Annotated in this window: 24 protein-coding genes and 2 tRNA genes; 18 read left to right on the top strand and 8 right to left on the bottom strand. The window is 55.4% G+C overall.

From position 1 onward, the window contains the following. Positions 1-31 precede the first annotated feature (31 nt). The 3 genes from ftsH to KQI26_RS09900 all read left to right on the top strand — a co-directional run bounded on the left by ftsH (position 32) and on the right by KQI26_RS09900 (position 3,043). Positions 32-1,975 (top strand): ATP-dependent zinc metalloprotease FtsH, encoded by a 1,944-nt coding sequence (ftsH, locus tag KQI26_RS09910; protein WP_216504302.1) that lies wholly within the window; start codon positions 32-34, stop codon positions 1,973-1,975. A 108-nt stretch (positions 1,976-2,083) separates the two neighbouring features. After that, a complete protein-coding gene (locus tag KQI26_RS09905; RefSeq protein ID WP_216504287.1) occupies positions 2,084-2,698 on the top strand; it encodes a hypothetical protein in 615 nt (204 codons plus the stop codon). A gap of 36 nt (positions 2,699-2,734) precedes the next feature. Next, positions 2,735-3,043 (top strand): hypothetical protein, encoded by a 309-nt coding sequence (locus tag KQI26_RS09900; protein WP_216504286.1) that lies wholly within the window; start codon positions 2,735-2,737, stop codon positions 3,041-3,043. Positions 3,044-3,119: 76 nt separating this feature from the next. Here KQI26_RS09900 and KQI26_RS15770 read toward each other — a convergent pair whose 3' ends face one another. The 3 genes from KQI26_RS15770 to KQI26_RS09885 all read right to left on the bottom strand — a co-directional run bounded on the left by KQI26_RS15770 (position 3,120) and on the right by KQI26_RS09885 (position 4,270). Continuing rightward, positions 3,120-3,269 (bottom strand): oligopeptide/dipeptide ABC transporter ATP-binding protein, encoded by a 150-nt coding sequence (locus tag KQI26_RS15770; protein WP_371744125.1) that lies wholly within the window; start codon positions 3,267-3,269, stop codon positions 3,120-3,122. A gap of 18 nt (positions 3,270-3,287) precedes the next feature. Further along, positions 3,288-3,761: an ABC transporter ATP-binding protein gene (locus KQI26_RS15340; protein ID WP_216504285.1), complete on the bottom strand. Its 474-nt coding sequence runs from the start codon at positions 3,759-3,761 to the stop codon at positions 3,288-3,290. Between the two features lie 284 nt (positions 3,762-4,045). After that, positions 4,046-4,270: a hypothetical protein gene (locus tag KQI26_RS09885; protein WP_216504284.1), complete on the bottom strand. Its 225-nt coding sequence runs from the start codon at positions 4,268-4,270 to the stop codon at positions 4,046-4,048. A gap of 149 nt (positions 4,271-4,419) precedes the next feature. Between KQI26_RS09885 and KQI26_RS09880 the strand changes: the two genes are divergently transcribed. Further along, positions 4,420-4,725 (top strand): hypothetical protein, encoded by a 306-nt coding sequence (locus KQI26_RS09880; protein WP_216504283.1) that lies wholly within the window; start codon positions 4,420-4,422, stop codon positions 4,723-4,725. A gap of 7 nt (positions 4,726-4,732) precedes the next feature. On the opposite strand, the gene KQI26_RS09875 is transcribed toward KQI26_RS09880, so the two are convergent. Further along, on the bottom strand, positions 4,733-5,974 hold the full coding sequence (locus KQI26_RS09875; RefSeq protein ID WP_216504282.1) for a M20/M25/M40 family metallo-hydrolase: 1,242 nt from the start codon (positions 5,972-5,974) through the stop codon (positions 4,733-4,735). A gap of 192 nt (positions 5,975-6,166) precedes the next feature. Between KQI26_RS09875 and KQI26_RS09870 the strand changes: the two genes are divergently transcribed. The 6 genes from KQI26_RS09870 (at position 6,167) to KQI26_RS09845 (ending at position 12,744) form a co-directional block, all read left to right on the top strand. Then, positions 6,167-7,567 carry an aldehyde dehydrogenase gene (locus KQI26_RS09870; RefSeq protein ID WP_371744124.1) on the top strand — a complete coding sequence of 467 codons (1,401 nt, stop codon included), beginning with the start codon at positions 6,167-6,169 and terminating at the stop codon, positions 7,565-7,567. A gap of 85 nt (positions 7,568-7,652) precedes the next feature. Continuing rightward, positions 7,653-8,654 carry an asparaginase gene (locus KQI26_RS09865; RefSeq protein WP_216504280.1) on the top strand — a complete coding sequence of 334 codons (1,002 nt, stop codon included), beginning with the start codon at positions 7,653-7,655 and terminating at the stop codon, positions 8,652-8,654. Positions 8,655-9,421: 767 nt separating this feature from the next. Continuing rightward, the gene (locus KQI26_RS09860; RefSeq protein ID WP_216504279.1) at positions 9,422-10,555 is read left to right on the top strand and encodes an N-acetylmuramoyl-L-alanine amidase; all 1,134 of its coding nucleotides are present in this window, start codon (positions 9,422-9,424) and stop codon (positions 10,553-10,555) included. A 114-nt stretch (positions 10,556-10,669) separates the two neighbouring features. After that, positions 10,670-11,323, top strand: coding sequence for an N-acetylmuramoyl-L-alanine amidase family protein (locus KQI26_RS09855; RefSeq protein WP_216504278.1), 654 nt, complete (start codon positions 10,670-10,672; stop codon positions 11,321-11,323). Positions 11,324-11,394: 71 nt separating this feature from the next. Then, positions 11,395-12,033 carry a manganese efflux pump gene (locus KQI26_RS09850; RefSeq protein ID WP_216504277.1) on the top strand — a complete coding sequence of 213 codons (639 nt, stop codon included), beginning with the start codon at positions 11,395-11,397 and terminating at the stop codon, positions 12,031-12,033. Between the two features lie 78 nt (positions 12,034-12,111). Next, positions 12,112-12,744, top strand: coding sequence for an HAD family hydrolase (locus tag KQI26_RS09845; protein ID WP_216504276.1), 633 nt, complete (start codon positions 12,112-12,114; stop codon positions 12,742-12,744). 303 nt (positions 12,745-13,047) lie between these two features. Here the strand turns inward: KQI26_RS09845 and KQI26_RS09840 are convergent, their stop codons facing one another. The 4 genes from KQI26_RS09840 to KQI26_RS09825 form a co-directional block, all read right to left on the bottom strand. After that, on the bottom strand, positions 13,048-14,121 hold the full coding sequence (locus KQI26_RS09840) for a helix-turn-helix domain-containing protein (protein WP_216504275.1): 1,074 nt from the start codon (positions 14,119-14,121) through the stop codon (positions 13,048-13,050). 142 nt (positions 14,122-14,263) lie between these two features. Next, positions 14,264-14,348, bottom strand: a tRNA-Tyr gene (locus KQI26_RS09835). Between the two features lie 9 nt (positions 14,349-14,357). After that, a tRNA-Thr gene (locus KQI26_RS09830) sits at positions 14,358-14,433 on the bottom strand. 98 nt (positions 14,434-14,531) lie between these two features. Beyond that, positions 14,532-15,224 carry a helix-turn-helix domain-containing protein gene (locus KQI26_RS09825; protein ID WP_216504274.1) on the bottom strand — a complete coding sequence of 231 codons (693 nt, stop codon included), beginning with the start codon at positions 15,222-15,224 and terminating at the stop codon, positions 14,532-14,534. Positions 15,225-15,497: 273 nt separating this feature from the next. Between KQI26_RS09825 and pduL the strand changes: the two genes are divergently transcribed. The 8 genes from pduL to KQI26_RS09785 all read left to right on the top strand — a co-directional run bounded on the left by pduL (position 15,498) and on the right by KQI26_RS09785 (position 22,322). Then, positions 15,498-16,064, top strand: coding sequence for a phosphate propanoyltransferase (gene pduL / locus KQI26_RS09820; protein ID WP_118427336.1), 567 nt, complete (start codon positions 15,498-15,500; stop codon positions 16,062-16,064). Between the two features lie 209 nt (positions 16,065-16,273). Next, positions 16,274-17,140 (top strand): class I SAM-dependent methyltransferase, encoded by an 867-nt coding sequence (locus KQI26_RS09815; protein ID WP_118747319.1) that lies wholly within the window; start codon positions 16,274-16,276, stop codon positions 17,138-17,140. Positions 17,141-17,165: 25 nt separating this feature from the next. Next, positions 17,166-18,014 (top strand): energy-coupling factor transporter ATPase, encoded by an 849-nt coding sequence (locus KQI26_RS09810; RefSeq protein WP_118747318.1) that lies wholly within the window; start codon positions 17,166-17,168, stop codon positions 18,012-18,014. Positions 18,015-18,017: 3 nt separating this feature from the next. Next, on the top strand, positions 18,018-18,884 hold the full coding sequence (locus KQI26_RS09805) for an energy-coupling factor transporter ATPase (protein ID WP_216504273.1): 867 nt from the start codon (positions 18,018-18,020) through the stop codon (positions 18,882-18,884). After that, positions 18,878-19,681 carry an energy-coupling factor transporter transmembrane protein EcfT gene (locus KQI26_RS09800; protein ID WP_118747316.1) on the top strand — a complete coding sequence of 268 codons (804 nt, stop codon included), beginning with the start codon at positions 18,878-18,880 and terminating at the stop codon, positions 19,679-19,681. The genes KQI26_RS09805 and KQI26_RS09800 overlap by 7 nt, the downstream gene beginning before the upstream one ends. Further along, complete coding sequence (gene truA, locus KQI26_RS09795) at positions 19,678-20,454, top strand: tRNA pseudouridine(38-40) synthase TruA (RefSeq protein WP_118747315.1); 777 nt, start codon at positions 19,678-19,680, stop codon at positions 20,452-20,454. The genes KQI26_RS09800 and truA overlap by 4 nt, the downstream gene beginning before the upstream one ends. Continuing rightward, positions 20,441-21,664, top strand: coding sequence for a DUF5711 family protein (locus KQI26_RS09790; protein ID WP_216504272.1), 1,224 nt, complete (start codon positions 20,441-20,443; stop codon positions 21,662-21,664). Before truA ends, KQI26_RS09790 begins: the two co-directional genes overlap by 14 nt. 19 nt (positions 21,665-21,683) lie before the next feature. Then, positions 21,684-22,322 (top strand): CvpA family protein, encoded by a 639-nt coding sequence (locus tag KQI26_RS09785; protein WP_118747313.1) that lies wholly within the window; start codon positions 21,684-21,686, stop codon positions 22,320-22,322. The last annotated feature ends 38 nt before the right edge of the window (positions 22,323-22,360 follow it).

Raw genomic sequence — 22,360 nt, 5'->3', positions numbered from 1 at the left:
AGGTGTGAATGATTCGTTGAATAACGGCAAAATGAAGGGCATTGGCCTGTATCTGCTGCTGCTGGTGGTGCTCATCGGAACCATTGGCTTTTTGATGGAGCCCCGTAAGGAGGCTCAGCTGACCTATTCCGATGTGACCCAGGCTTTTGAAAACCAGGATGTGGCCAGCTTTGTCATCGATGAGAACGAACTGACCATGACCATGCGGGATGGCTCTAAGTTCACTTATCAGATCCCCTCGCTGGAGGTCTTCTATTATGATCTGGGTGAAACCATCCGTCAGCAGCGAGCGGCGGGAACGCTGACCCAGGACTTTGCGGAAAAGATGACCATGCCTTGGTGGACGGCCTTTTTGCCCTATCTGATCATTATCGTCCTCTTCGGCTTGTTCTGGTATTATATGATGAATAAACAGGACGGTGGCGGAAAATCCGCCATGAACTTCGGCAAATCCCGGGCTAAGATGGTCAACAGCGAAGACCAGAAGGTGACTTTCCAGGATGTGGCCGGGGCCGATGAGGAAAAAAGTGACTTGCAGGAAGTGGTGGAGTTTTTGAAGGCTCCCAAGAAATTCCTGCAGTTGGGCGCCCGTATTCCCAAAGGCGTTTTGCTGGTGGGCCCTCCGGGCACTGGTAAAACACTGATCGCCAAAGCGGTGGCCGGAGAAGCGGGTGTACCTTTCTTCTCCATTTCCGGTTCGGATTTTGTAGAACTGTATGTGGGCGTGGGCGCTTCCCGTGTGCGGGATCTGTTTGACCAGGCCAAGCGCCATGCGCCTTCCATCGTCTTTATCGATGAGATTGACGCTGTGGGCCGCCAGAGAGGGGCCGGTCTGGGCGGCGGTCATGACGAAAGAGAACAGACCCTCAACCAGCTGCTGGTGGAGATGGACGGCTTCGGAGCCAACGAAGGCGTTATTATCCTGGCGGCCACCAACCGTCCTGACATTTTGGACAGTGCTCTGTTGCGTCCGGGACGCTTTGACCGGCAGGTGTATATCGGTGTGCCCGATGTGAAAGGCCGTAAGGCCATCATGCAGGTTCACTCCCGGAAAAAGCCCTTTGAAGAGGATGTGGACTTTGACGCCATCGCTAAAACCACCGCCGGCTTTACCGGTGCCGATCTGGAGAACCTGTTGAACGAAGCGGCTCTGCTGGCCGCCCGTCGTTCCAAGGAGAAGATCGGCAACCGGGAAATCGATGATGCCTTCCTGAAGGTCATCATGGGCAACGAAAAGAAGAGCCGGGTCTATTCCGAAAAGGAAAAGAAGCTCACAGCCTATCACGAGGCGGGCCACGCTATCGTCACCCGGCTGATGCCTACCCAGGACCCGGTGCATCAGATTTCCATTGTGCCCCGTGGCCGGGCTGGCGGCTTCACCCTGAGCCTGCCCAAAGAGGATAAATACTATTCCTCCAAAAATGAGATGGAAGACGAACTGGTCACTCTGCTGGGTGGACGGGTTGCTGAAAAACTGGTGATGGACGACATTTCCACCGGTGCTTCCAATGACATCGAGCGGGCCTCTGACATTGCCCGCCGGATGGTCACCCGCTACGGCATGAGTGACAAGCTGGGCCCCATCGCCTTTGGCAGCGATCACGACGAAGTGTTCCTGGGCCGGGATTTTGCCGCCTCCAAGAACTACTCCGAAGAAGTGGCTTCCCTCATCGACGAGGAAGTGAAGCGGATCATCGACGAGGCCTATCGCCGCTGCGAACAAATGCTGCAGGAGCATATGGACATCCTGGATCGGGTAGCCGCTTATCTGCTGGAGCATGAGACCATGAGCGGTGAAGCCTTTGAAAAGGTATTCAACGGGGAAGAAGCTCAGGCGCCGGAAAAAGTGGTGGAAGTGGACTATAACGCCCGCTATACCCACCAGCCAGAAGAAGAGGTGCTGAACACCTCTTCTCACACGGAGGAGATTCCCCCCGAAGGAAAACCTGCTGACGATCCCATGGATCATATCTAAAAGCAATCAAAATAACCTGTGAGAAAGACCTCACAGGTTATTTTTTGCCTCCTTGACATAAAAAATGGTTTGATGTATCATGAGATGAAACAGAGAAGAGGGGTAACTATGAAGAGAAAAGCAAAATTTTGTATGGCGGTGTTTTTGATTCTGACCCTCTGCGGAAGTGCCTGGGCGGACGGTTTTGTTGTTTATTGGCAATCGCCGCAGCAGCTTTCCGATTCGGGTAAGCAGCCGGAGGAGGAGAGATCGCCCGGGACCGCTCCATTTTTGGATGCTTATTTTTCCGACCTGCAAGTGGATGCATGGCAGCTGGATGAAACCTATGCCACTTTGGGCAAAGTGGTAGGAGAGAACCATACCGCATCCCCGGAGATCCTCCTGTATCGGCAAAAGGAAACGGTGATCACTGAGGGGAAATGGACGAGCCTTTTGGATAACGGGACCCTGCGCAAACAAGTGCAGGAGTGGATCGAATCCCAGCTAGCCTGGGTGGCCGAAGACCAAGTGGTTTTTGCAGCAAGAGAAGGGTCTATGGGAACTTTGACCCTTTCTCCCGGTATGTCCGGAGGAATCCAGGCCTGGCGAAGCGTTCTGGAGGTACAGGGCAGCTTTTTACTTCAGCGGGTCGATGCTGAAGGAACGGTCTATGAGGTTCGCCGCGTGCCTTTTGCAGGAACCTTCCCTTTGGTGGGCGTTCACCTGGAAAACTGGACAGAATGAAGGGAGTAAAATTTGGCCTTCCATGAATTTGGCGTAATGAAAAAAGTCCCGGCTTCGGAAGAAATGTATGAAAAATACGACCTTTCTCTTTGTGGAGAAACAGCGGCGGTGGAGGACGATGAGGTACATGCTTTGTGGGAGCATTTTGGAAGCATCCCCTGCTTTTGGCATAGCTTACAGCGGCCCGCCCAGGGGCTGGCCTATACCGGGATCACCCTCATTCCTCCCTCGTCTGCTAAAAATCTACTGGATCGATTGCTCCAGCAGGAGCAGCTGTGTTCCCTCAAAGGCATTTTACATGACGCCTGGGAAAAGGGGTGCTATGTGATCCATTTCGGAATATAAACAATGAAAACGGCGAAAAGGCCCTGGAGAAAACTCCAGGACCTTTTCGTTTATGAGGATAGAATAGAGAGAAAGCCTAGGAAAGTTGCCCGGCCAGATGGTAAGCCACCATGTGCCCAGGCGAAACTTCAACAGTGGGAGGTTCTTCGCGGGAGCAAATTTCTTTGGCGTGGACACAGCGGGGAGCAAAGCGGCATCCCGGCTTGGGTTCGATGGGAGAAGAAATTTCTCCTTTCAGAAGAATTCACTGTCTTTGCACATCAATGTCCGGAACGGGAATGGCCGAAAGCAATGCCTGGGTATAGGGATGGGTAGGATGCTTGAAAAGCTCTTCACCAGGGCTGAATTCCATGACTTTACCCAGATACATTACCATGATATTGGTGGAAATGTGCTTGTCCACCGACAGATTGTGGGTAATGAACAGATAAGTCAAGGCTCGCTCTTGCTGGAGATCCTGCATCAGATTCAGGATCTGGGCCTGTACAGATACATCCAGAGCCGATATCGGCTCATCGCATACGATGAACTTGGGGTCCAGAGCCAGGGCCCGGGCAATACCAATGCGTTGGCGGCGGCCACCGTCCAATTCATGGGGATAGGCTCCAGCCAGATTCCGGGAAAGTCCCACGGTTTCCATCAGGTTGAGCACAGTCTGGCTGCGTGCTTTCCGGTTTTCTGCGGTTTTGTAGATCCTGTATGGCTCCGTCTCCCACATCGGCCTTGGTCACCTTTTGAAACAGGCCGCCTTGCACAGGGCGGAAAGGTGCTTTGAACAGATGATCGATAGACAAGTGGATTCCTGCTTTTTTCCAGTGGAAGCTGGATGATTACGGTTTTGAATGTGAGGCCAGTATATCATGGGTAGATATTGGCAGTTTGTAGTCTGCTTTACACTTTTGTGTAGGAAAATGCTGTCGCATTTTTGGTTGATTTCAACAAAAACATCAGGCAGGATGATGAATGCATTGAGGAATTGCCTGCAAACCTTGCTGCAATTCCTCAGGAAGCGAGAAGAAATGGGGAGGCGCCGATCAGCCGGGCAAATTCCCCTTTGGCCAGTTCCACTTCCTCACACCAAAAATCCCAATCCATCCCCACTGTGGCCCAGTTGTCCAGGTAGGATTCGATAGCTGCCCAGCTTTTGCGGGATTGAGGTCCCTGGCTGCAGTTGGGCAGGTAATTGACCTTGCTCAGAACAGGAAATTCTTTCCTCCATTCCGCCACCGTTTCCGCAGAGAGAGGGGGTTGAACCACTTTAGTGGTTACAGGTTTTTTAAGAAATCCATAGCAGTGACTCCTTTCCAATTTTGTAAGTTTTTTAATGAAATTTGAAAAAATTAGAGTTTGACAAGGAGAAAAAAGGAGGCTATAATGTGCGCCATGCAAAAATCGGGAGTGCTCAGCAGAAGAAAGGGAAGAGCCTATATTCGGGATCTGACAGCGCTGCAAAATTTCCGCATGGGAAGGCTCTGAGTGCATTGTACGACAGGGAGAATTGTGTTGTTGTAAAGCACTTTACAAAATGGAAAATTTCTTTTTTAAATGCATTTTCAGGAAAAAAGAAATGGAAGATATCAATCAGATACAGGAAGAGATTTTGCCTGAAAATGGATCACAGTGGCGCAAAAAAATCCCCTGACGAAATTTTCGTCAGGGGATTTAAAATGGCTAAATTTTAAGTGGCGATCAGGCCAGGATAGAGTCGGTGGCGCCGTCTACGCCGGCCAGGAGCAGGGCCAGAAGCAGAGCTTGCTGTACGCCCTTGTGAGCGTCGGTGGTTTCAAAGAACTCCTGCAGGGTGTGAGCGCCGCAATCCAGGCTGCCCATGCCCAGGCAAACGGCAGGGATGTTTTTGCCGATGGCCATGTTGCAGTTGGTGGAGCCGCCATGGAAGAAGATGGGCTCATATCCCAGATAGCTGCTGATGGCATAGGTGGCTTCCACAATGGGAGAATGGACATCCTGAGTACCGGCCGGCACATTGCAATAACGCTTGTGGGTCACGGTAATGGTGTCCTTGCCCCAACGGGCGGTCTCTTCGTCGCAGGCCTCTTGCAAAGCGTTCAGGATCCGCTGGTACAGCTCTTCCAGCACTTCCTGGGAGTCGGAGCGGAGATTGAATTTGATGGTGGCTTCGGGGACGATGGCATGGATGCCGGCGTCGTTGCCCGCATGAAAGTTGGAGACGCAGAAAGAGGTCTTGGGATCTGTCGGCACCTGGAATTCGGCGATCTTGGCTACGGCCCGGGCCGCGGCATTGAGGGGATTGGCCACCTTGCCGAAAGCGCCGTGGGCATGGCCGCCGATGCCGTGGAAAGTAGCCTCGCAGGTCATGTGACCGGTGGCTTCATAAGTGATGCCTTCGGCGCTGGGGCCGTCAATGCTGATGCTGGCGTCCACCTGGTTGTCATCCAGCCATTTGAGCATACCGCCGAAGGAGCCGATGCCCTCTTCTTCCACAGTGCCCACAAACACCAGATCACCCTTGGTCTGGATGCCGGCGGCGTCCAGGGCCCGGATCACAGACAGAGGCACTACCATGCCACGGGTGTCATCCACGATGCCAGGAGCATAAACCCGGGTGCCTTCCTTGCGGGGCTGGGGATTGGTACCGATGGGGAAAACGGTGTCCATATGCCCTTCCATCAGCACTTTTTTGCCGCCGCCCTTGCCGGGGCGCAGGCCTTCCACATTGCCGTGGCGGTCAATATGTACATTTTCAAGGCCCAGCTCTTTATACATCTCAGCATAACGGGCCGCCTTCTTTTCCTCGTGGAAAGTAGGAGCTTCGATTTTGCACAGTTCAATCTGATTTTCCAGGGTCTGGTCGGCATCCTGCTGGGCAAATTCCAGGGCTTTCTGCACCTGGGGCAGGGCCAGCAGCTTGTCCAGTGTTTCCTGGATGTTGGCAGATACTTGATAACTCATCATTGACACTCCAATCGGTAGAAAATTTGCTTTCGGGTTTTATTATGGACTCTCCATGGGGTAAAATCAAGAGAAGGTGAAAACTTCGTGGCACTTGCCAAGAATGGGAGACAGCTTTTGGTGAAATTGCCGCATTGGCACAAAAAATGAAGATATTTCTTTCTATTTGTTTAGAAAGTGATATGATATACTATAAGTATAGAAAAATTCACTAAGGAGGAAGAAATGAATTACACAGAAATTTTGGGAGGGATGCGCCGGTATTATGGGGAAGGACGAACCCAGAGCTTTGAGGCCCGAAGGAAAAGTCTGGAGAAGCTGGAGCAGGGACTGAAGAGATGGGGCAGCCGGTTGGAACAGGCTCTGGCGGAGGATCTGGGCAAAGCGTCCATGGAGGCCTATATGACCGAACTGGGCCAGGTGCGGGAAGAGCTTCGTTGGCAGAAAAAGCACCTAAAGCAGAATATGGCGGTAAAGCGGGCTCCCACCCCCATGACCCAGGCACCGGCCAAAAGTTTGCGCTGGCCTCATCCTTATGGTGTGGTGCTGGTGATGGCGCCCTGGAATTATCCGGTGCTGCTCAGCTTAGGGCCGCTGGTGGGAGCGGTGGCGGCAGGGAATTGCGTGGTGCTCAAGCCATCGGCCTATGCGCCCAAAACAGCGGAAACACTGGCGGCCATGGTGTCAGAAGTCTTTGATAAAGGCCATGTGCAGGTAGTCACCGGAGGCCGGGCGGAAAACCAGGCGCTGCTGGAACAGCGTTTTGACTACATCTTTTTTACTGGCAGCACCCAAGTGGGAAAATTGGTGCTGGAGAAGGCCGTCCGGCATCTGACGCCGGTGACATTGGAACTGGGAGGCAAAAGCCCCTGTATCGTGGCGGAGGACGCCGATCCTTCTTTGACGGCCCGGCGGATCGTTTTCGGCAAATTGGTCAACTGCGGCCAGACCTGTGTGGCTCCTGATTATGTGCTGGCACCGAAAGGAAAGGTTCCGGCGCTGGTGGAAGAAATGAAAAAGCAGCTGCTGATGCAGCTGGGGCCCACACCGCTGAACAATCCAGAATACCCCCGCATTGTCAATGGAAAGCACTATCGCCGGTTGATGGGACTGCTGGAAAGGGCCCGGATAGAGACCGGAGGGCGGGGAGATGAGCGGACGCTGCGCATTGAGCCGACCATCCTTACAGGAGTGACAGAGCAGTCGCCGGTGATGCAGGAGGAAATCTTCGGGCCCATTCTGCCGGTGGTGGAATACGATACTTTTTCCCAGGCCTTGGATTTTGTGGCAGAGCGTCCCCATCCGTTGGCTCTCTATTTGTTCACCCGCAGCCGGAAGACGGCACGACAGGTGATGGACCGGCTGCAATTCGGCGGCGGCTGCATCAATGACACCCTGGTCCACCTGGCCAGCAGCCATCTGCCCTTTGGGGGAGTGGGGGAAAGCGGCATGGGTGCATACCATGGTCAGAAGAGTTTTGACACCTTTACCCATTATCGCAGTGTGTTGTCCCGGGGAAAGGCGGAAAACCCACTGCGCTATCACCCCTACACACCGAAAAAAGAAAAGCTCCTTCGCCGTTTTCTGGGGTGAAGCCTTGGCAAAAAAGAGACGGGGTGCTATACTACAACTATCCGGTGAAACAGTGCCGGGATTCTTACAGAAGTGAGGGATTATTGTGGAAGTTTTGGTCAATACCTATCGTGGGCCGTTGCAGGATATGATGCACACCGGCCATATCGCTGTGGTGGATTATACCGGTAAGCTGCTTTATTCCTGCGGCGATCCGGAGAGAGTCTGTTATGCCCGCTCCTCGGCCAAGCCCATGCAGGCCATGTGCGTGCTGGAAAGCGGCGCTGTGGAAAAATACGGTCTGGACGATCAGGACATCGCTTTGTTCTGCGCCTCCCACAACGGAGAGCCTATGCATATCCAGGCGGTGCGCCGTGCTTTGGGCAAGGCCGGGTTGACAGAGAGCGTGCTCCAGTGCGGCGTCCATTATCCCTTGTACGAGCCGGAAGCCGACCGGATGAAGGCAGCCGGAGAACAGCCCAGCCAGATCCATTGCAACTGCAGCGGCAAACATTCGGGCATGCTGGTCACGGCCACCGCGATGGGAGAGGATCTGGATACCTATTATAAACCGGAACATCCGGTGCAGCAGCGAATCCTTCATATGATCGGGGAGATTTGTGAGTATGATCCTCAGAAGATCATTATGGGTACCGATGGCTGCGGTGTACCGGTACACGCTCTGCCCTTGCGTCAGTTTGCCTATGGTGTGGCCCGTATGGCTCATCCGGAGAGCCTGGGAGAAAAGATGGGAGCGGAAGCGGCCCGCATTACGGCGGCTATGGGAAAATATCCTCTCATTATGTCGGGCACCGGCCGGATTGACGCCCGGTTTATGGAAAAATACGATCGTCTCTTCTGTAAATCGGGAGCCGATGGCTATTACATTGTGGGAGATAAAAAGGAAGGCATCGGCATTGCTGTGAAAATCGACAGCGGCAATGGCCAGGCCCGCAATGCTGTGGTGGTGGAAGTGCTCCGTCAGCTGGGGATCATCTCCCAGGAAGATCTGGCGGAATTTGCCGATACCCACACGCCCAAAATGCGCAACCACAAGCAGGAAGAAGTGGGGAGTATGCGTCCCGAGTTCACTTTGCACAAGGCATAACCGACGGGATACATATAAAAAGGTCCGGGGCCGTAAGGCTCCGGACCTCAGACTGTCGAAAAACCTATATAACGAAAAGGGTCGTCCGCCCTACCCCTATCAATCCGCAAAAAGCCGCGACCTGTGCGTGGCTTTTTGCACTTCTCAAGGGGCAAGTGTGCGCCAAAGGCGTGCATACAGCCCCTTGCAAAAACTCGAAAAAGTGGCCTAAGCCACTTTTTCGACACGCTCAGGTCCGGGGCCGTAAGGCTCCGGACCTTTTTTGGGAAAAGCGCCCGCCCCGCAAAGGAGCGGGCAGGGAGAAATGTGGACCATAGCGGAAAGCTAGGGAGGGAGACCTTTCCGCGGTCCGAGAAAAAAGCGATACAATAATGTATATCTTATTCTTATCATACCCCTCTTTTCAATAAATTACTACTATAAATTATTTGTCAAAATAACCAAAAATTTTATTTGTAAAAAAAGAAAAATCAATTTTTACTTGGGAAAAAAGGCGTTTTTTCAAAAAATAATTGGTTTTGCGGTAGACGAAAGGGGGTAAAAGATGTTATAATGGCCGCAAAGCGATTATTGTACGGATTTTTGCGGCCATCTTTTCTGCTCCCAAGGGGCCGAGGAAAAACATGGCCAACATAACATTTCGCCGGCGCGTCATGGTAACGGTGCAATAACGCTGATTGATAAAATGCTGCGGCGGGGAATGAGACCGCAGACATAATCTTCGCGCCTGGTATGGGAAGCCATGCCTGATTTTTTTGGAGGAGACAATGGGAAAAAGAGGAAGAATCTTGGGCGGTTTTCTGTTGGCTGCTTTGCTTTTCACCCTGCTGGGGTGTGTGGGGCTGGCCGCGGCACAGAAAGCGCAGCTGAACAACATGCCGGTGTTGGTTTATGACGAAGCCATTGGTGTGGAAGCCTATAACATCAACGACAATAACTATTTCAAATTGCGGGATGTGGCCCAGGCCCTCGGCGGCGGGGACAAGTCCTTTGAGATCCAATACAACAACGATACCAATTCCATCTACATCAGCACAGGCCAGAGATATACTTCTCTGGGTACCGAGCTGAGCCCCCCGCAGGGCAGCAATACCATCAAGCAGGCCGTGAGCAGTCAGGCCGCGGTTTACATCGACGGGGTCCGGGCGCAGATGACGGCCTATAATATTGATGGCTATACATATTTTAAACTGCGGGATCTGGGAGATGCCCTGGATTTCAGTGTGCAGTATGACGATGCCCAGCGCCGGGTGCTCATTGAGTGCGCACCTCTGAACACCACACCGGTACCCCCGCCTGACACAACGGTGGATCGGAGCGATATCGTGGTGATGGTGGACCCGGGCCACGGCGGCTCGGAGAGTGGCACCGTGAACAAAGAAATGGGTCTTGTGGAAAGCGAGATCAACTATACAGTGGCCGAGCATCTGGGCACGCTTCTTCGTCAGGCCGGTTATCAGGTGATCTTTACCCGGGGCGAAGGGGAGACATTGTCCCTCACCAACCGGATGAACATGATCCGGAAAGTCAAGCCTGATCTGGTTATCAGCGTTCACCACAATGCCACCGAAGCCCATAGCGCCACTGGCGCCGAAGTACTGGCCCAGGTGGCCGATAAAAACGGTGGCCCGTCTACCGAGCTGGCCGAGCTGATCAATAAGGAATATGCCAAGATGGGCCAGAAAGTCCGGCCCATTATCTACCGCTACAACAGCACCAAAACCGGAGACTATTACGGTCTGCTCCGGGCGGCGGCCGGTGTGGATGTCACCGCAGTCATTTCGGAGTTTGCCTTCATGGACAACCCCACCGATGTGGAAAAGATCAACAGCACCGAAAAGCTGCACCAGGAGGCCGAGGCGCTTTTCCGCGCGGTGGATGCTTTCCTCACCCAGCAATAAGAACTTGAGAAAAGTTTAAGAGAAAATTTAAGATTCGGCGGCCTGGCCCACTGTATGATAGAAGCAGCGGGACAGGCCGCTTTGGCTTTGTCCGGGGAGAAGGAGGGATCGACGATGGCCCAGAAAAGACGGCGGAAAAGAAGAAAAAGAAGAGGCTGCGGCCTGCTGCTGGGGCTGATGGTGATGGCCGGAGTGGCCTTTGGGGCATGGAGACTGCTGAAAGCACCCACGGAAGGGTTGTATCCGGAGGATGTGCTGGGGGTACCGGTGTACACCCAGCTGGCCCCGGAAGGGGCGCAGAACCGGCCGGGAACCAAGAGAGAGATCCGGTACATCGTCATTCATGAAACGGGGAACACTGCCGCCGGGGCCGATGCAGCTGCCCATGGCCAGCTGGAGGCCAAAGGCGGAGAGGGGACCACCGGCTGGCACTATACGGTGGATGACACCGAAGTATGGCACAGCATCCCTGACGATGAAGTGGCCTATCATGCAGGGGACGGCGCCGAAGGGGATGGCAATCTCCACGGTATCGGCGTGGAATTGTGCGTCAATGCAGGCGGGGATTTTGAAAAGACCTTTGACAACGCTGCCCGGCTCACCGGTTGGCTGATGAACGCTTATGACCTTTCGGCCGATCAGGTGAAAGAGCATTATGACTTCAGCGGGAAAAATTGTCCCCAGACCATCCGGGAGAATGGACGGATGGAGGAATTTGTGGCGCTGGCTGAGCAGTATGCCCAGCAGGCCAAAGCGCAGGAGGACTAGGACAAGGGGTAGGGACCCTTTGGAAAGAAAGGGCATAGGATGAAGCAAAAACCGGAAAGGGGTTTTTGCCTTTGCCTGGATTTGTCCGTCAGGGACTGGAAGCCGGAACCTTGGTGCTGGCCCTGTCTCTGGACGCTTTTTTTGCCAGTCTGGCCTATGGAGCGGGAGAGATCCGCTTGCCGGGAAAGAGCGCTCTGGTGGTGGCTTTGTGCTGCAGCGGCGTGCTGGCCGCCGGGGCCTGGGCCGGAGGACTGTGGCAACCATTGGCTGGAGGGCTTCATTGGCTGTGTGCCTTTTTGCTGGCGGCCTTGGGCTCGTGTAAGATCTGCGACAGCCTGCTGAAAAGCTGGGTGCGCAAATGGGGCGGAAGAGGAGAAATGCGGTTTCGTTTGTGGAGCTTTCGGTGTATCTTATGCCTGTATGCCGATCCCTCCCGGGCCGATGCCGACGGCTCCCGCAGCCTTTCCCCCAGGGAAGGTCTTTTGCTGGGAGCTGCCCTGTCTCTGGATGGGGCCGCCGCCGGAGTGGGAGCCGGTCTGGGAGGCATGGACCCACGCCTGCTGTTTCTTTTTTCCCTGCTGGCCACTTTGACACTGCTGGGCCTGGGGCATTTTCTGGGCCGGCGGATGGGGAAGCGGGGAGAGCGGGAAGTGGGCTGGTGCAGCGGCCTGCTCCTTTTGCTCCTGGCCTTTTTTCGCTTGATGGGATAGGAAAGGGGATTGATTTTCTCTTTTGAAAAAGGTATGATGCAAAAGGAAAAATACAGGGAAGAGACAGAGGAGAACAAGATGAAAACAGACGGCATTCTTTTTGATCTGGACGGCACTTTGTGGGACGCAGTGGAGGGGATTCTGGCGGCCTGGAATCAGGTGATCGCAGCCCATTCCGATCTGCGGGGGCCTTTGGAGTATTCGGAGCTTCAGGGCTATATGGGCCTGCCCATGGACGAAATCGCCCGGCGGATGTTCCCCATGTGCCTGGAAACAGAGCAGCAGCGGCTGCTGGAAGAATGCTGCCAGGAGGAGCATGAGGTGCTGGAAAAGCGGGGCGGAAAGCTCTATCCCCAGGTGGAGGAGACCTTGCAGGCCCTCAGCCGCAAGTTCCCCTTGTTTATCGTCAGCAACTGCGAGGATGGGTATATCCAGTGCTTCTTCCGGTCCATGGGCCTGGAAAAGTATTTCAAGGACATTGAGTGCTTTGGGGCCACCGGCCTTTCCAAAGGGGAGAACAACAAGCTCATCATCCGCCGCAATGGTCTGAAACAGCCGGTGTATGTGGGAGATACCCAGGGGGATTCCCAGGCGGCCCGGCAGGCAGACATTCCTTTTGTGTTTGCCCGCTATGGCTTTGGAGATACCGAAGACTACGATACCGCCATCGATCATTTTGCCCAGCTTGTGGAGCTGATGGAGGAAATATAATTAAACAGACTGTCGAAAAACCTATATAACGAAAAGGGTCGTCCGCCCTACCCCTATCAATCCGCAAAAAGCCACGACCTGTGCGTGGCTTTTTGCACTTCTCAAGGGCGGGGCGCCCCGCTGGTCCGGTGGCCGGACGGCCATACTTTCTTTGCCTTTCTGCATCGGACCTGCCCAGCGCGGGAGCGCAGTATGGGAGCGGAGGCACTCCGCCAGCCCCTTGCAAAAACTCGAAAAAGTGGCCTAAGCCACTTTTTCGACACGCTCAAAGAAGGGGCCCGCTTTAGAGAGCGGGCCCCTTCTTTATGGGTTGGATTTCGGAAAGGCACTCTTTTGCCATTTTTTCATCCAAAGGGCATATTGGGGCAGGCCCCGGAGGAATGCACACGCCGGGTCTTCTTCCACCCCGTTTACCATCATGCGCAGCATCATCTGCTGGCCCTTGCTGGCTCCGTCTTTTTCCGGCAAGTGACAGTAGAGAGGGGAATCGGAAAAGGGAGCCGGGCGGTGAATGCTCTGGAAGATCTCCTCCAGCAGAGCCAGGGTCTGAGGGCCGTCCTGACGGAGAAGAGCCAGCTGGAAGGAAAGAGAAAGACGGGAAGCAGCAGGAAGGTGGAGAGCCTCCGCAGTACCTTGGGAAGCGGCGGCAAAGGCTTCGGCCCGATCCAGGTCCTTTTCTTCTGCGGCCAGATCCATCAGGTGGCTCAGCACTTCCAGGACGCCATTTCCCCGGGTGAAGAGTTCCTGCTCCAGCAGCGTCCATGCGGCTGCAATGTTTCCCTCTTTTCGGGCTAAAGAGACCTGGAGAAGCTGTTTGTTTTTGTGGGATTGAGGAAGCTGCTCCAGCAAAGGTCTGGCTTCTTCCAGTTGATTTTGGGCAATGTAGCGGCCGGCTAGAAGAGCGCAGGCCCATTGGCTGATCTGGGGATCATGGCTGTTTGCAGCTCGCTGATAAAGCTGCAAAACTTCCTGGCGGAAGGGTTCGGCTTCTTCTTCCTTTGGAGGAAAAAGACTTAGAATCCCCTCCAGCAATGGAGCCATGGTGTAGGTCAGAAGATCACAGGAGGGAAATTCCTGCATCTTTTCCCGGGCCAGCTGGAAAGCAGCGGCACAGCCTTGCTCCTGGGCCACTATGGTGACTTGTTCTGAAAAGCGTCCGATCTCTTCCGGGGTCAGGTCATCCTGGAAGGAAAGCAAGGTGTTCAGATCCACGCCCAGAGCCCGGGCCAGGGCGGGAAGCAAGGTGATATCGGGATAATTCAGCCCTTTTTCCCATTTGTTCACCGCCGGAGAAGAGACCCCCAGAAGCTGGGCCAGGGCTTCCTGGGTCAATCCCTGGCAGTGCCGGCGGGTGCGGATGATTTCGTTGATTTTCATGAAGCTCCCTCCTTTGCCTCCATCATAACAGAGGGGCAGCGGAGACGCAACGGAGGGGTACGACAGAAAAAGGGCAAAAAATTAACCCCTGGTTAAGGGGCGAGAAAATTAAAAATGCCCAGACGCTATTGCATCCGGGCATTGGTGGGAGAGGACGGATTCGAACCATCGAAGCGAAACGCAACAGATTTACAGTCTGCCCCCTTTGGCCACTCGGGAACTCTCCCATATGAAATTGGAGCTGGTGGACGGATTCGAACCCCCGACCTGCTGATTACAAATCAGCTGCTCTACCAGCTGAGCTACACCAGCTTGTTTGCCACCACATCTGGCGCGAGATATAATATACCACAGCTTTTCCCCTTTGGCAAGGGGTTTTTACAAAAAAGTTTGAGAAAATTTTTCGACCCCTATTCTTGGTCAGGGGCCATTTTCTCCAGAGACTCGGACACATTGTGGAGCACCGACAGAAGAGCGGGGGCCAGATTGGGATATTCCTGGCTGAGCCCGTCGATGGAAAGGTCGGGGAACTCCAGCGGCTCCCGGCTGTCCTGGTTGGAGGAGGCCAGAGCACGCAGGCGGTATTCACGCATTTTCATTTCGGCGTCGCACAGATCGGAAAACAGATGGGCGGCTACCGGGAACATGGTGTCGGAATATTTCCCCGAGATCATATATACATAGCGATAGGCCTTGTAGATGGCGGCGGACAGATAAGCCGACACATCGCCGATCAGGCCTTTGTGGCCCACTTTGCCCAGAATGTCCAGCAGAATGCCGGAGGAGTTGACCAGCAGCTTCTTTTGGAGCATGGCAGAAACACTGCCCCGCAGCACATTGCCCTTTTCCTCCGAAAGGTCCCCCAGCTCTTCCACCGAGATGGCGGCCCCTTCCCGGGACATGGTGCGGCCCAGCAAGTAATCGCAGGAAACGCCGTAGAAGTCGGCGGCCCGGACCACAAAGCTCAGTCCCGGCTCCCGTACGCCGTTTTCATAATGAGACAGCAACGCCTGGGAAATACCCAGTGCCTCGGCTGCCTTTTTTTGGCTGAGTTTTTTCTCCTGCCGCAAAAGCGACAGCGTCCGGGGGAAATCGGTAACCATGTGGCCTCTAACCTCACGAATGAATTTGTAGAATGTGTAAAGAAGTAAAGATACTTGCTTATAGTATAATCCGATGAATACCCTTTGTAAAGGTGCATTTTGTCACAACTATGGGTAAAAAAGAGAAAAATCCAAAAGTGGGGCGAAAAAACACCCCTGGGACACAAATATTTTTCCCCTCGCCGTTGCGCAACCGGCGGGGATGTGTTAAATTATAGAGAGGAAACAAACAATTTGCCCCCATGGAACAAAGAACAAAGGAGATAGAGAACAATGGCCAATGTGATCATCGAAACCTCTGCAAGACATCTGCATCTGAGCCGCAAGGATCTGGACACCCTCTTTGGCGCCGGCTATCAGCTGACCCCCAAAAAGGACCTGAGCCAGCCCGGTCAGTTTGCCTGCAACGAAAAAGTCAAGGTGGAAGGACCCAAGGGTTCCCTGAACATGAGCATCCTGGGGCCGGAAAGAAGCGCTTCCCAGGTGGAAGTTTCCTTCACCGACGCCCGTGCTCTGGGCATCCAGGTTCCCGTCCGTGAAAGCGGCGACATCGAAGGCTCCCCCAGCGTCAAGCTGGTCGGCCCTGCCGGTGAAGTCACCATTCCCTGCGGCGTCATCGCTGCCAAGCGCCACATCCACATGACTCCCGCCGACGCTGAGAAGCTGGGCCTGAAGGACAAGGATGTGGTCAGCGTCAAGACCTCCGGCGAGCGTTCCGTCGTCTTTAACGAGACTGTGGTTCGTGTGTCCGACAAGTTCCTGCTGCGTATGCACATCGATACCGATGAAGCCAACGCCGCCGGCATTGCCGGTGAAGTGGAAGGCGAAATCATCCGCTAACAACCAAAACAAAAGGGGCCGGGGCGCAAACAGCGTCCCGGCTTTTCTTTTGGGGGTCTTTACAGTCCGTTCATTGACGAAGCCCGCTCCGGGTGGTAAAATAAATTGATTATGGGAACATCCGTCTTTTCATAGGGAAAGAATGGATCTTTCCGGCGGAATGGCGCCGGGAGAAAATAGAGAAAACTGGAATCGAGAGGAATAAAATTATGTGGTCTGCCGATGGCTGGAAGGAATATGAGCTGCTGGATTGCGGCGGCGGAGAACGACTGGAACGATGGGGGGAGCATATCCTCGTCCGGCCTGACCCCCAGGCCATCTGGGACAGGGGCGGCCATCCCTTGTGGAAAAAGCCCGATGCCGTCTATCACCGCTCGGATAAGGGCGGCGGCCGGTGGGAGATTTTCCATCTGCCGGAAAGCTGGCACATTCACTATAAAGATCTGACTTTTCAGATCAAGCCCATGAGTTTCAAACACACCGGCGTCTTTCCCGAACAGGCGGCCAACTGGGATTTTATCCGCCGCCAGGTGGCAGAGCGGAAAAAGAAAAAGCCGGTGAATGTGCTCAATCTGTTTGCCTATACCGGAGGGGCCACCCTGGCTGCTGCCTCGGCGGGAGCCAGCGTCTGCCATGTGGATGCATCCAAAGGCATGGTGGCCTGGGCCAGAGAAAATGCCCGTCTGTCCGGCCTGGGCGAGGCTCCCATCCGCTATATTGTGGACGATTGTAAAAAATTTATCCAGCGGGAAGTTCGCCGGGGCCGGAAATACGATGCCATCATCATGGACCCGCCTTCCTATGGCCGGGGACCTTCCGGGGAGATCTGGAAGTTTGAGGAGAGCATCGCGCCTTTCCTTCAGTTGTGCATGGAAGTGCTCACCGACGATCCCTTGTTTGTCATCATCAACTCCTATACCACCGGCATTTCCCCTTCGGTGCCCGTTTATCTGTTGGGCATGACCATGGCCCGCCGCTACGGTGGGGAAGTGGAGGGCGGCGAACTGCTGCTGCCGGTGAGCCAGACCGGCCTGGGCCTGCCCTGCGGCCATACCAGCCGCTGGATTGCCCGGTAAGACCGGATAAGGAGGACTTTTTTCAGTGGAACAGATCATTCAGGTAAAAGACCTTTCCTTTGAATACACAAACAGGGAGGATCAGCCCGATCTGCTGGCCCTGGACGGGGTGAACCTGGAAATAGAGCAGGGGAGCTTTGTGGCGGTGCTGGGCCACAACGGTTCGGGAAAATCCACCCTGGCCAAGCACATCAACGCCATTTTACTGCCCACCCGGGGTCAGGTGCGGGTGGCTGGGATGGACACCCGGGAGGAAGACAAGCTCTTTGACATCCGGGAAAAGGCAGGAATGGTGTTCCAGAATCCGGACAACCAGATCGTGGCCACCGTGGTGGAAGAGGATGTGGCTTTTGCTCCGGAGAATCTAGGCCTGCCCTCCCAGGAGATCCGCCGCCGGGTGGATGAGGCTCTGAAGGCTGTGGGCATGGAGAACTTCAAGCGCAGCGCACCCCATATGCTCTCCGGCGGACAGAAACAGCGGGTGGCCATCGCCGGTGTGCTGGCCATGGAGCCGGAGGTGCTGGTGCTGGACGAGCCTACCGCCATGCTGGACCCGGGAGGACGGGCTGAGGTGATGAACACCATCCGCCGTCTCAACCGGGAAAAGGGAATCACTGTGCTGCTCATCACCCACCATATGGACGAGGCCGCCCAGGCTGACCGGGTGGTGGTGATGGAGGACGGCCATGTGATCGACGACGGCCCGCCCCGGAAGATCTTCGCCCAGGTGGACAAGATGCACCAGACCGGTCTGGGAGTTCCTCAGACGGTGGAAGTGCTGGAGGAGCTGAACCGGAAGGGCTGCTCCCTGCCCATCGACGCTCTGACGGTGGAAGAGTGCGCCCAAAGACTGATGGCCTTTTTGGAGGACTGACCTGTGGAAGAAATTTTGCGAGCCCAAGGGCTCACTTATGTATATAGCCCCGGCACCCCCTTTGAAAAAACGGCGGTGGACAATGTGAACTTGTCGGTGAACAAAGGGGAGTTTCTGGCCCTCATCGGCCATACCGGTTCGGGGAAATCCACTTTGATCCAGCACTTCAACGCTCTCTTGAAACCCACCCGGGGCCAGGTGTTTCTCCATGGCCGGGACATCTGGGAGAGCAAGGAAGTGACCCGCAAAGCCCGATTTCAGGTAGGGCTGGTGTTCCAGTATCCGGAGCACCAGCTTTTTGAGGAGACCATCGAGGCCGATGTGTCCTTTGGTCCCCGGAATATGGGCCTGGAGCCGGAAGAAGTGCATCGGCGGGTGGTGGGGGCCCTGGCCGCCTGCGGCATGGGAGAGGATATGCTGCCCAAATCCCCCTTTGACCTGTCCGGTGGACAAAAGCGCCGGGTGGCGCTGGCCGGTGTGCTGGCCATGGAGCCGGAAGTGCTGGTGCTGGACGAGCCGGCAGCTGGACTGGACCCTCGGGGCCGGGATGATATTTTCCGTTTTATTACGGAATACCATGAAAAACACGGCACCACGGTGATTTTCGTCACCCACAGCATGGAGGATGCTGCCCGTCTGGCCAGCCGCATTGTGGTCATGCGGGACAGCCATGTGTTCATGGACGGCACGCCGCCGGAGATTTTCTCCCGGGCGGGAGAACTGCTGGAGGCCGGGCTGGATGTGCCCCAGATCACCCGGGTCTTTTTGAAACTGCGGGAGATGGGCGCGCCGGTGCGGGAAGGGGTCTACACCGTGGAGCAGGCCGCCCGGGAGATCCTCCGGTGCAAAAAGGAGGGTGTATCATGCTGAAAGACATCACCCTGGGCCAGTATTTCCCGGTGGAAAGCCCGGTGCATCACCTAGATGCCCGCACAAAGCTGATCCTCAGCTTTGCCTTTATCATCGTGCTTTTTCTGGCCCACGGCTTCTGGGCCTATGTGCTCTGCGCCGCAGGGGTCATCGGAGTCACTCTTCTCAGCCGGATCCGTTTTCGGATGCTGCTCAAGAGCCTGAAACCCATTGCCTTTCTGGCGGTGTTTACCGCTCTTTTGAATATGCTCTACACTCCGGGACAGATTTTGTGGGAGTTCTGGATTTTTCACATCACCAAGGAAGGACTTGTAACCGCCGTTTACATGGTGGTGCGCATCATGCTGCTGGTGGCTTCCACCTCTCTTCTGACCTATACCACTTCGCCGGTGGCCCTGACCGATGCTATTGAGAATCTGTTCCGGCCTCTCAGCCGTATCCATCTGCCGGTGCATGAGTTTGCCATGATGATGACTATCGCCCTGCGCTTTATCCCCACCCTTATCGAGGAGACCGAGAAGATCATGAACGCCCAGAAGGCCCGGGGCGCCGATTTTGAAAGCGGCAACCTGCTGAAACGGGCCAAGGCGTTGGTGCCGGTGCTGGTGCCTTTGTTTGTGTCGGCGTTCCGCCGGGCCGATGAACTTTCGGTGGCCATGGAGTGCCGTCTTTACCGGGGCGGCAGCGGCCGTACCCGGCTGAAAGAGCTGAAAATGGGGAAAAATGATGGAGCGGCCTATGCCGTGACCTGTGTGTTTTTTGTTTGCGTATTTGTTTTGACAAGGATGCTGCCATGAAAGAGATCAAAGAACGAAATATCGCCTTCCGCCTGGCCTATCTTGGCACCGCCTATCACGGCTGGCAATACCAGAACAACGCCATCACCGTACAGCAGGTGCTCCAGCAGGCCATTGGCAAGGCCACGGGCTGCCAGGTCAGTCTGTCCGGCGTGGGGCGCACCGACGCCGGTGTCCACGCCAGAATCTATGTGGCCAATGCTCGCATGGCCACCAGTATCCCGCTGGACAAGCTGCCTTTGGCCATCAGCGCCTATCTGCCGCCGGATATTTCGGTGAGCCGGGCGGTGGAAGTGCCCTGGGATTTTGACGCCCGCTTTCAATGCCAGAAAAAAGAATATACCTATCTGATTCACAACAGTCGGGTGCGGGACCCCTTTTATCACAACCGGGCCTATTTCTGTCCCTCCCGTCTGGATTATGACGCCATGGCGGAAGCGGCGCCCTATTTTGAGGGAAAACAGGATTTTGCCGCCGTGCGCAGCGAGGGCACCCCGGTGCGCAGCACCGTGCGGACCATGTACTATTGCCGCACGGAGAAAGAGGGGGATCTGATCTCGATCCGGGTGTGCGCCGACGGATTCCTCTACAACATGGCCCGGGCTATTTCGGGAACGCTGCTCTACTGCGGACTGCACAAAATTGAGCCCCGGCAGATCCCGGAGATCCTGGCTTCCCGGGACAGGGAGCGGGCAGGCCCCACGGCCCCGGCCTGCGGCCTTTATATGACGGCGCTGACCTATGGGATGGAGGAACTGGATGGCAGAGCGTGAAAAAATGCCGCCTCAGAAAAATAACATCACCAAATTTCGTCAGGACCGGCGGGGACAGATCTGCGGCCTGTTCAAAAGTCTGGCGCTTTTGGGGCTTTTGTGCTCCATGGTCTATTGCGTCTGGAATTACCATGAACAGCTCACCCTCAGCAGCCTGCGGCGGATGGCGTCCTATTTTTCCGCTGTGTGGGCTTCGGGGGATGCGGATTTTGCCGGTTATACCTTTGAAGACGGCATCGACAGTGTGTATGACGAGTTTGGCAACGGCCTTGTGGTGCTGGGGGGCGATACCCTTAGTTTTGTCAGCACCCAGGGCAAAGAAGAATTGAGCATTCCTTTGCAATATTCCTCCCCGGCCCTCAGCGTGGCCGAGGACAATATGCTGGCCTATGACCGGGGCGGCCATGGTTTGTGCCTCACAAACCGCTATACCGCTCTGTGGCAGAAGGACCTGGAGTCGGAGATCATTTCGGCTTCGGTGAACCAGAACGGCGCCTTCAGCGTGGTCACCGACGAGCAGGGCTATCGGGCCGCGGTGACTCTTTATGACAATCAGCAGAAGGAGCGTTTCCGCTGGAATACTTCGGAATATTATATCCTGCTGTCCTGTGTCTCGCCGGATTCCCAGCATCTGGCCGCCCTGTGCATGAGTGAGGAAAACGGCAAACGGGTATCCATGATCCGTGTCTTTTCCATTCATCAGGAGCAGCCGCTGTTCGATCTGCCTTTGGGAAGCATGACGGTCTATTCCATGGAATATTATGAAGATGACTCTTTGATGATCGTCACCGACCAGGGAGTGTATTCCTACGACGACCAGGGACAGGAGCGAGGCGTCTTTTCCTATCCGGAAGGGTCTTTGGTCACCTTCAGCCACAAGATGGGCCAGCGGCCTGTGGTGGCGCTGGAGACCGGCGACCAGCAGGAACGCACCCGGGTGGTGATGGCGGGGGAGAACGGCCAGACGGTATTTGAAGCCCGGTATTCTTCGGCTGTGCGCTCCCTTTCCGCCGCCGGGGATCACATCGCCATTTTGCTGCGGGATTCCCTGGTGTGCACATCCATCATTCCCGGCGCATCGGCCCGCCAGGTGCAGGAGATCACCGCCCGGGATGTGATCCAGCGCAGGGATGGGGATGTGATGCTCATCTATGCCGACCGGGCGGAGCTTTTGGATAAGGACGCCGGAGAACAGATAGACCGGGAGTGACCCGGCGAAAGGACAGTCCATGATCGATTTGATTTTTTTGGTGCTCTTTTTGCTTATGTGTTTCTGGGGCGCCCGCAAGGGCATCCTGGGAGCGCTGATGGGGCTTGTGGGCAGCCTTTTGTCCTATGTGGGCGCGCGGATGCTGGTGCCGGTGCTCACCTCCCCCATTGCGGAACTTTTGCAGCCTTTGGTGGGGAAAGTCCTGGAGAAGGCGGCAGAAGGGCAGCTGGAAGCGGCCGGAACCACGGTAGAGGAAAGCATCCACAACCTTCTCAGCGCTGTGCACGCTCCGGAAAGCCTGATGGAAGCGGTGCACAGTCAGGTGGAAAACGGCGGCGGGGAAGTGCTGGAGGCCGCCATACAGACGGTGAGCCAGAGCCTGGCCCCTGTGATCGCCTTCTTGGTGGGCTTTGCACTGTGTAAGCTGGTGCTGTGGCTGCTGGTGCGGGTAGTGGGAGGCACACTCCCCCTTTTCCGCACCGTGAACCATGGGGCCGGGCTGTGCCTGGGCGCTTTGGGAGGCGTTGTGATGATCGCCCTATTGTGTCTGGGGCTGCGCTCCTTTGCTCCGGAGGGAGTGGGCGGCTTTTTTGCCCAGGAGGCCCTGGCAGAAAGCAAAGTAGCTTCTTTTGTCTATCAGATCTTCCCGCAAGGGTAGGTCTTTTGGGATTGATTCCCCTTCCAGGCCGGTCCGCC

Origin of the sequence: Intestinimonas sp. MSJ-38 (assembly GCF_018917925.1) — a bacterium.
Taxonomy (GTDB): domain Bacteria; phylum Bacillota; class Clostridia; order Oscillospirales; family Butyricicoccaceae; genus Pseudobutyricicoccus.
The sequence above is the reverse complement of the archived record's forward strand: the minus strand, read 5'-3'. Positions and strand labels throughout refer to the sequence as shown.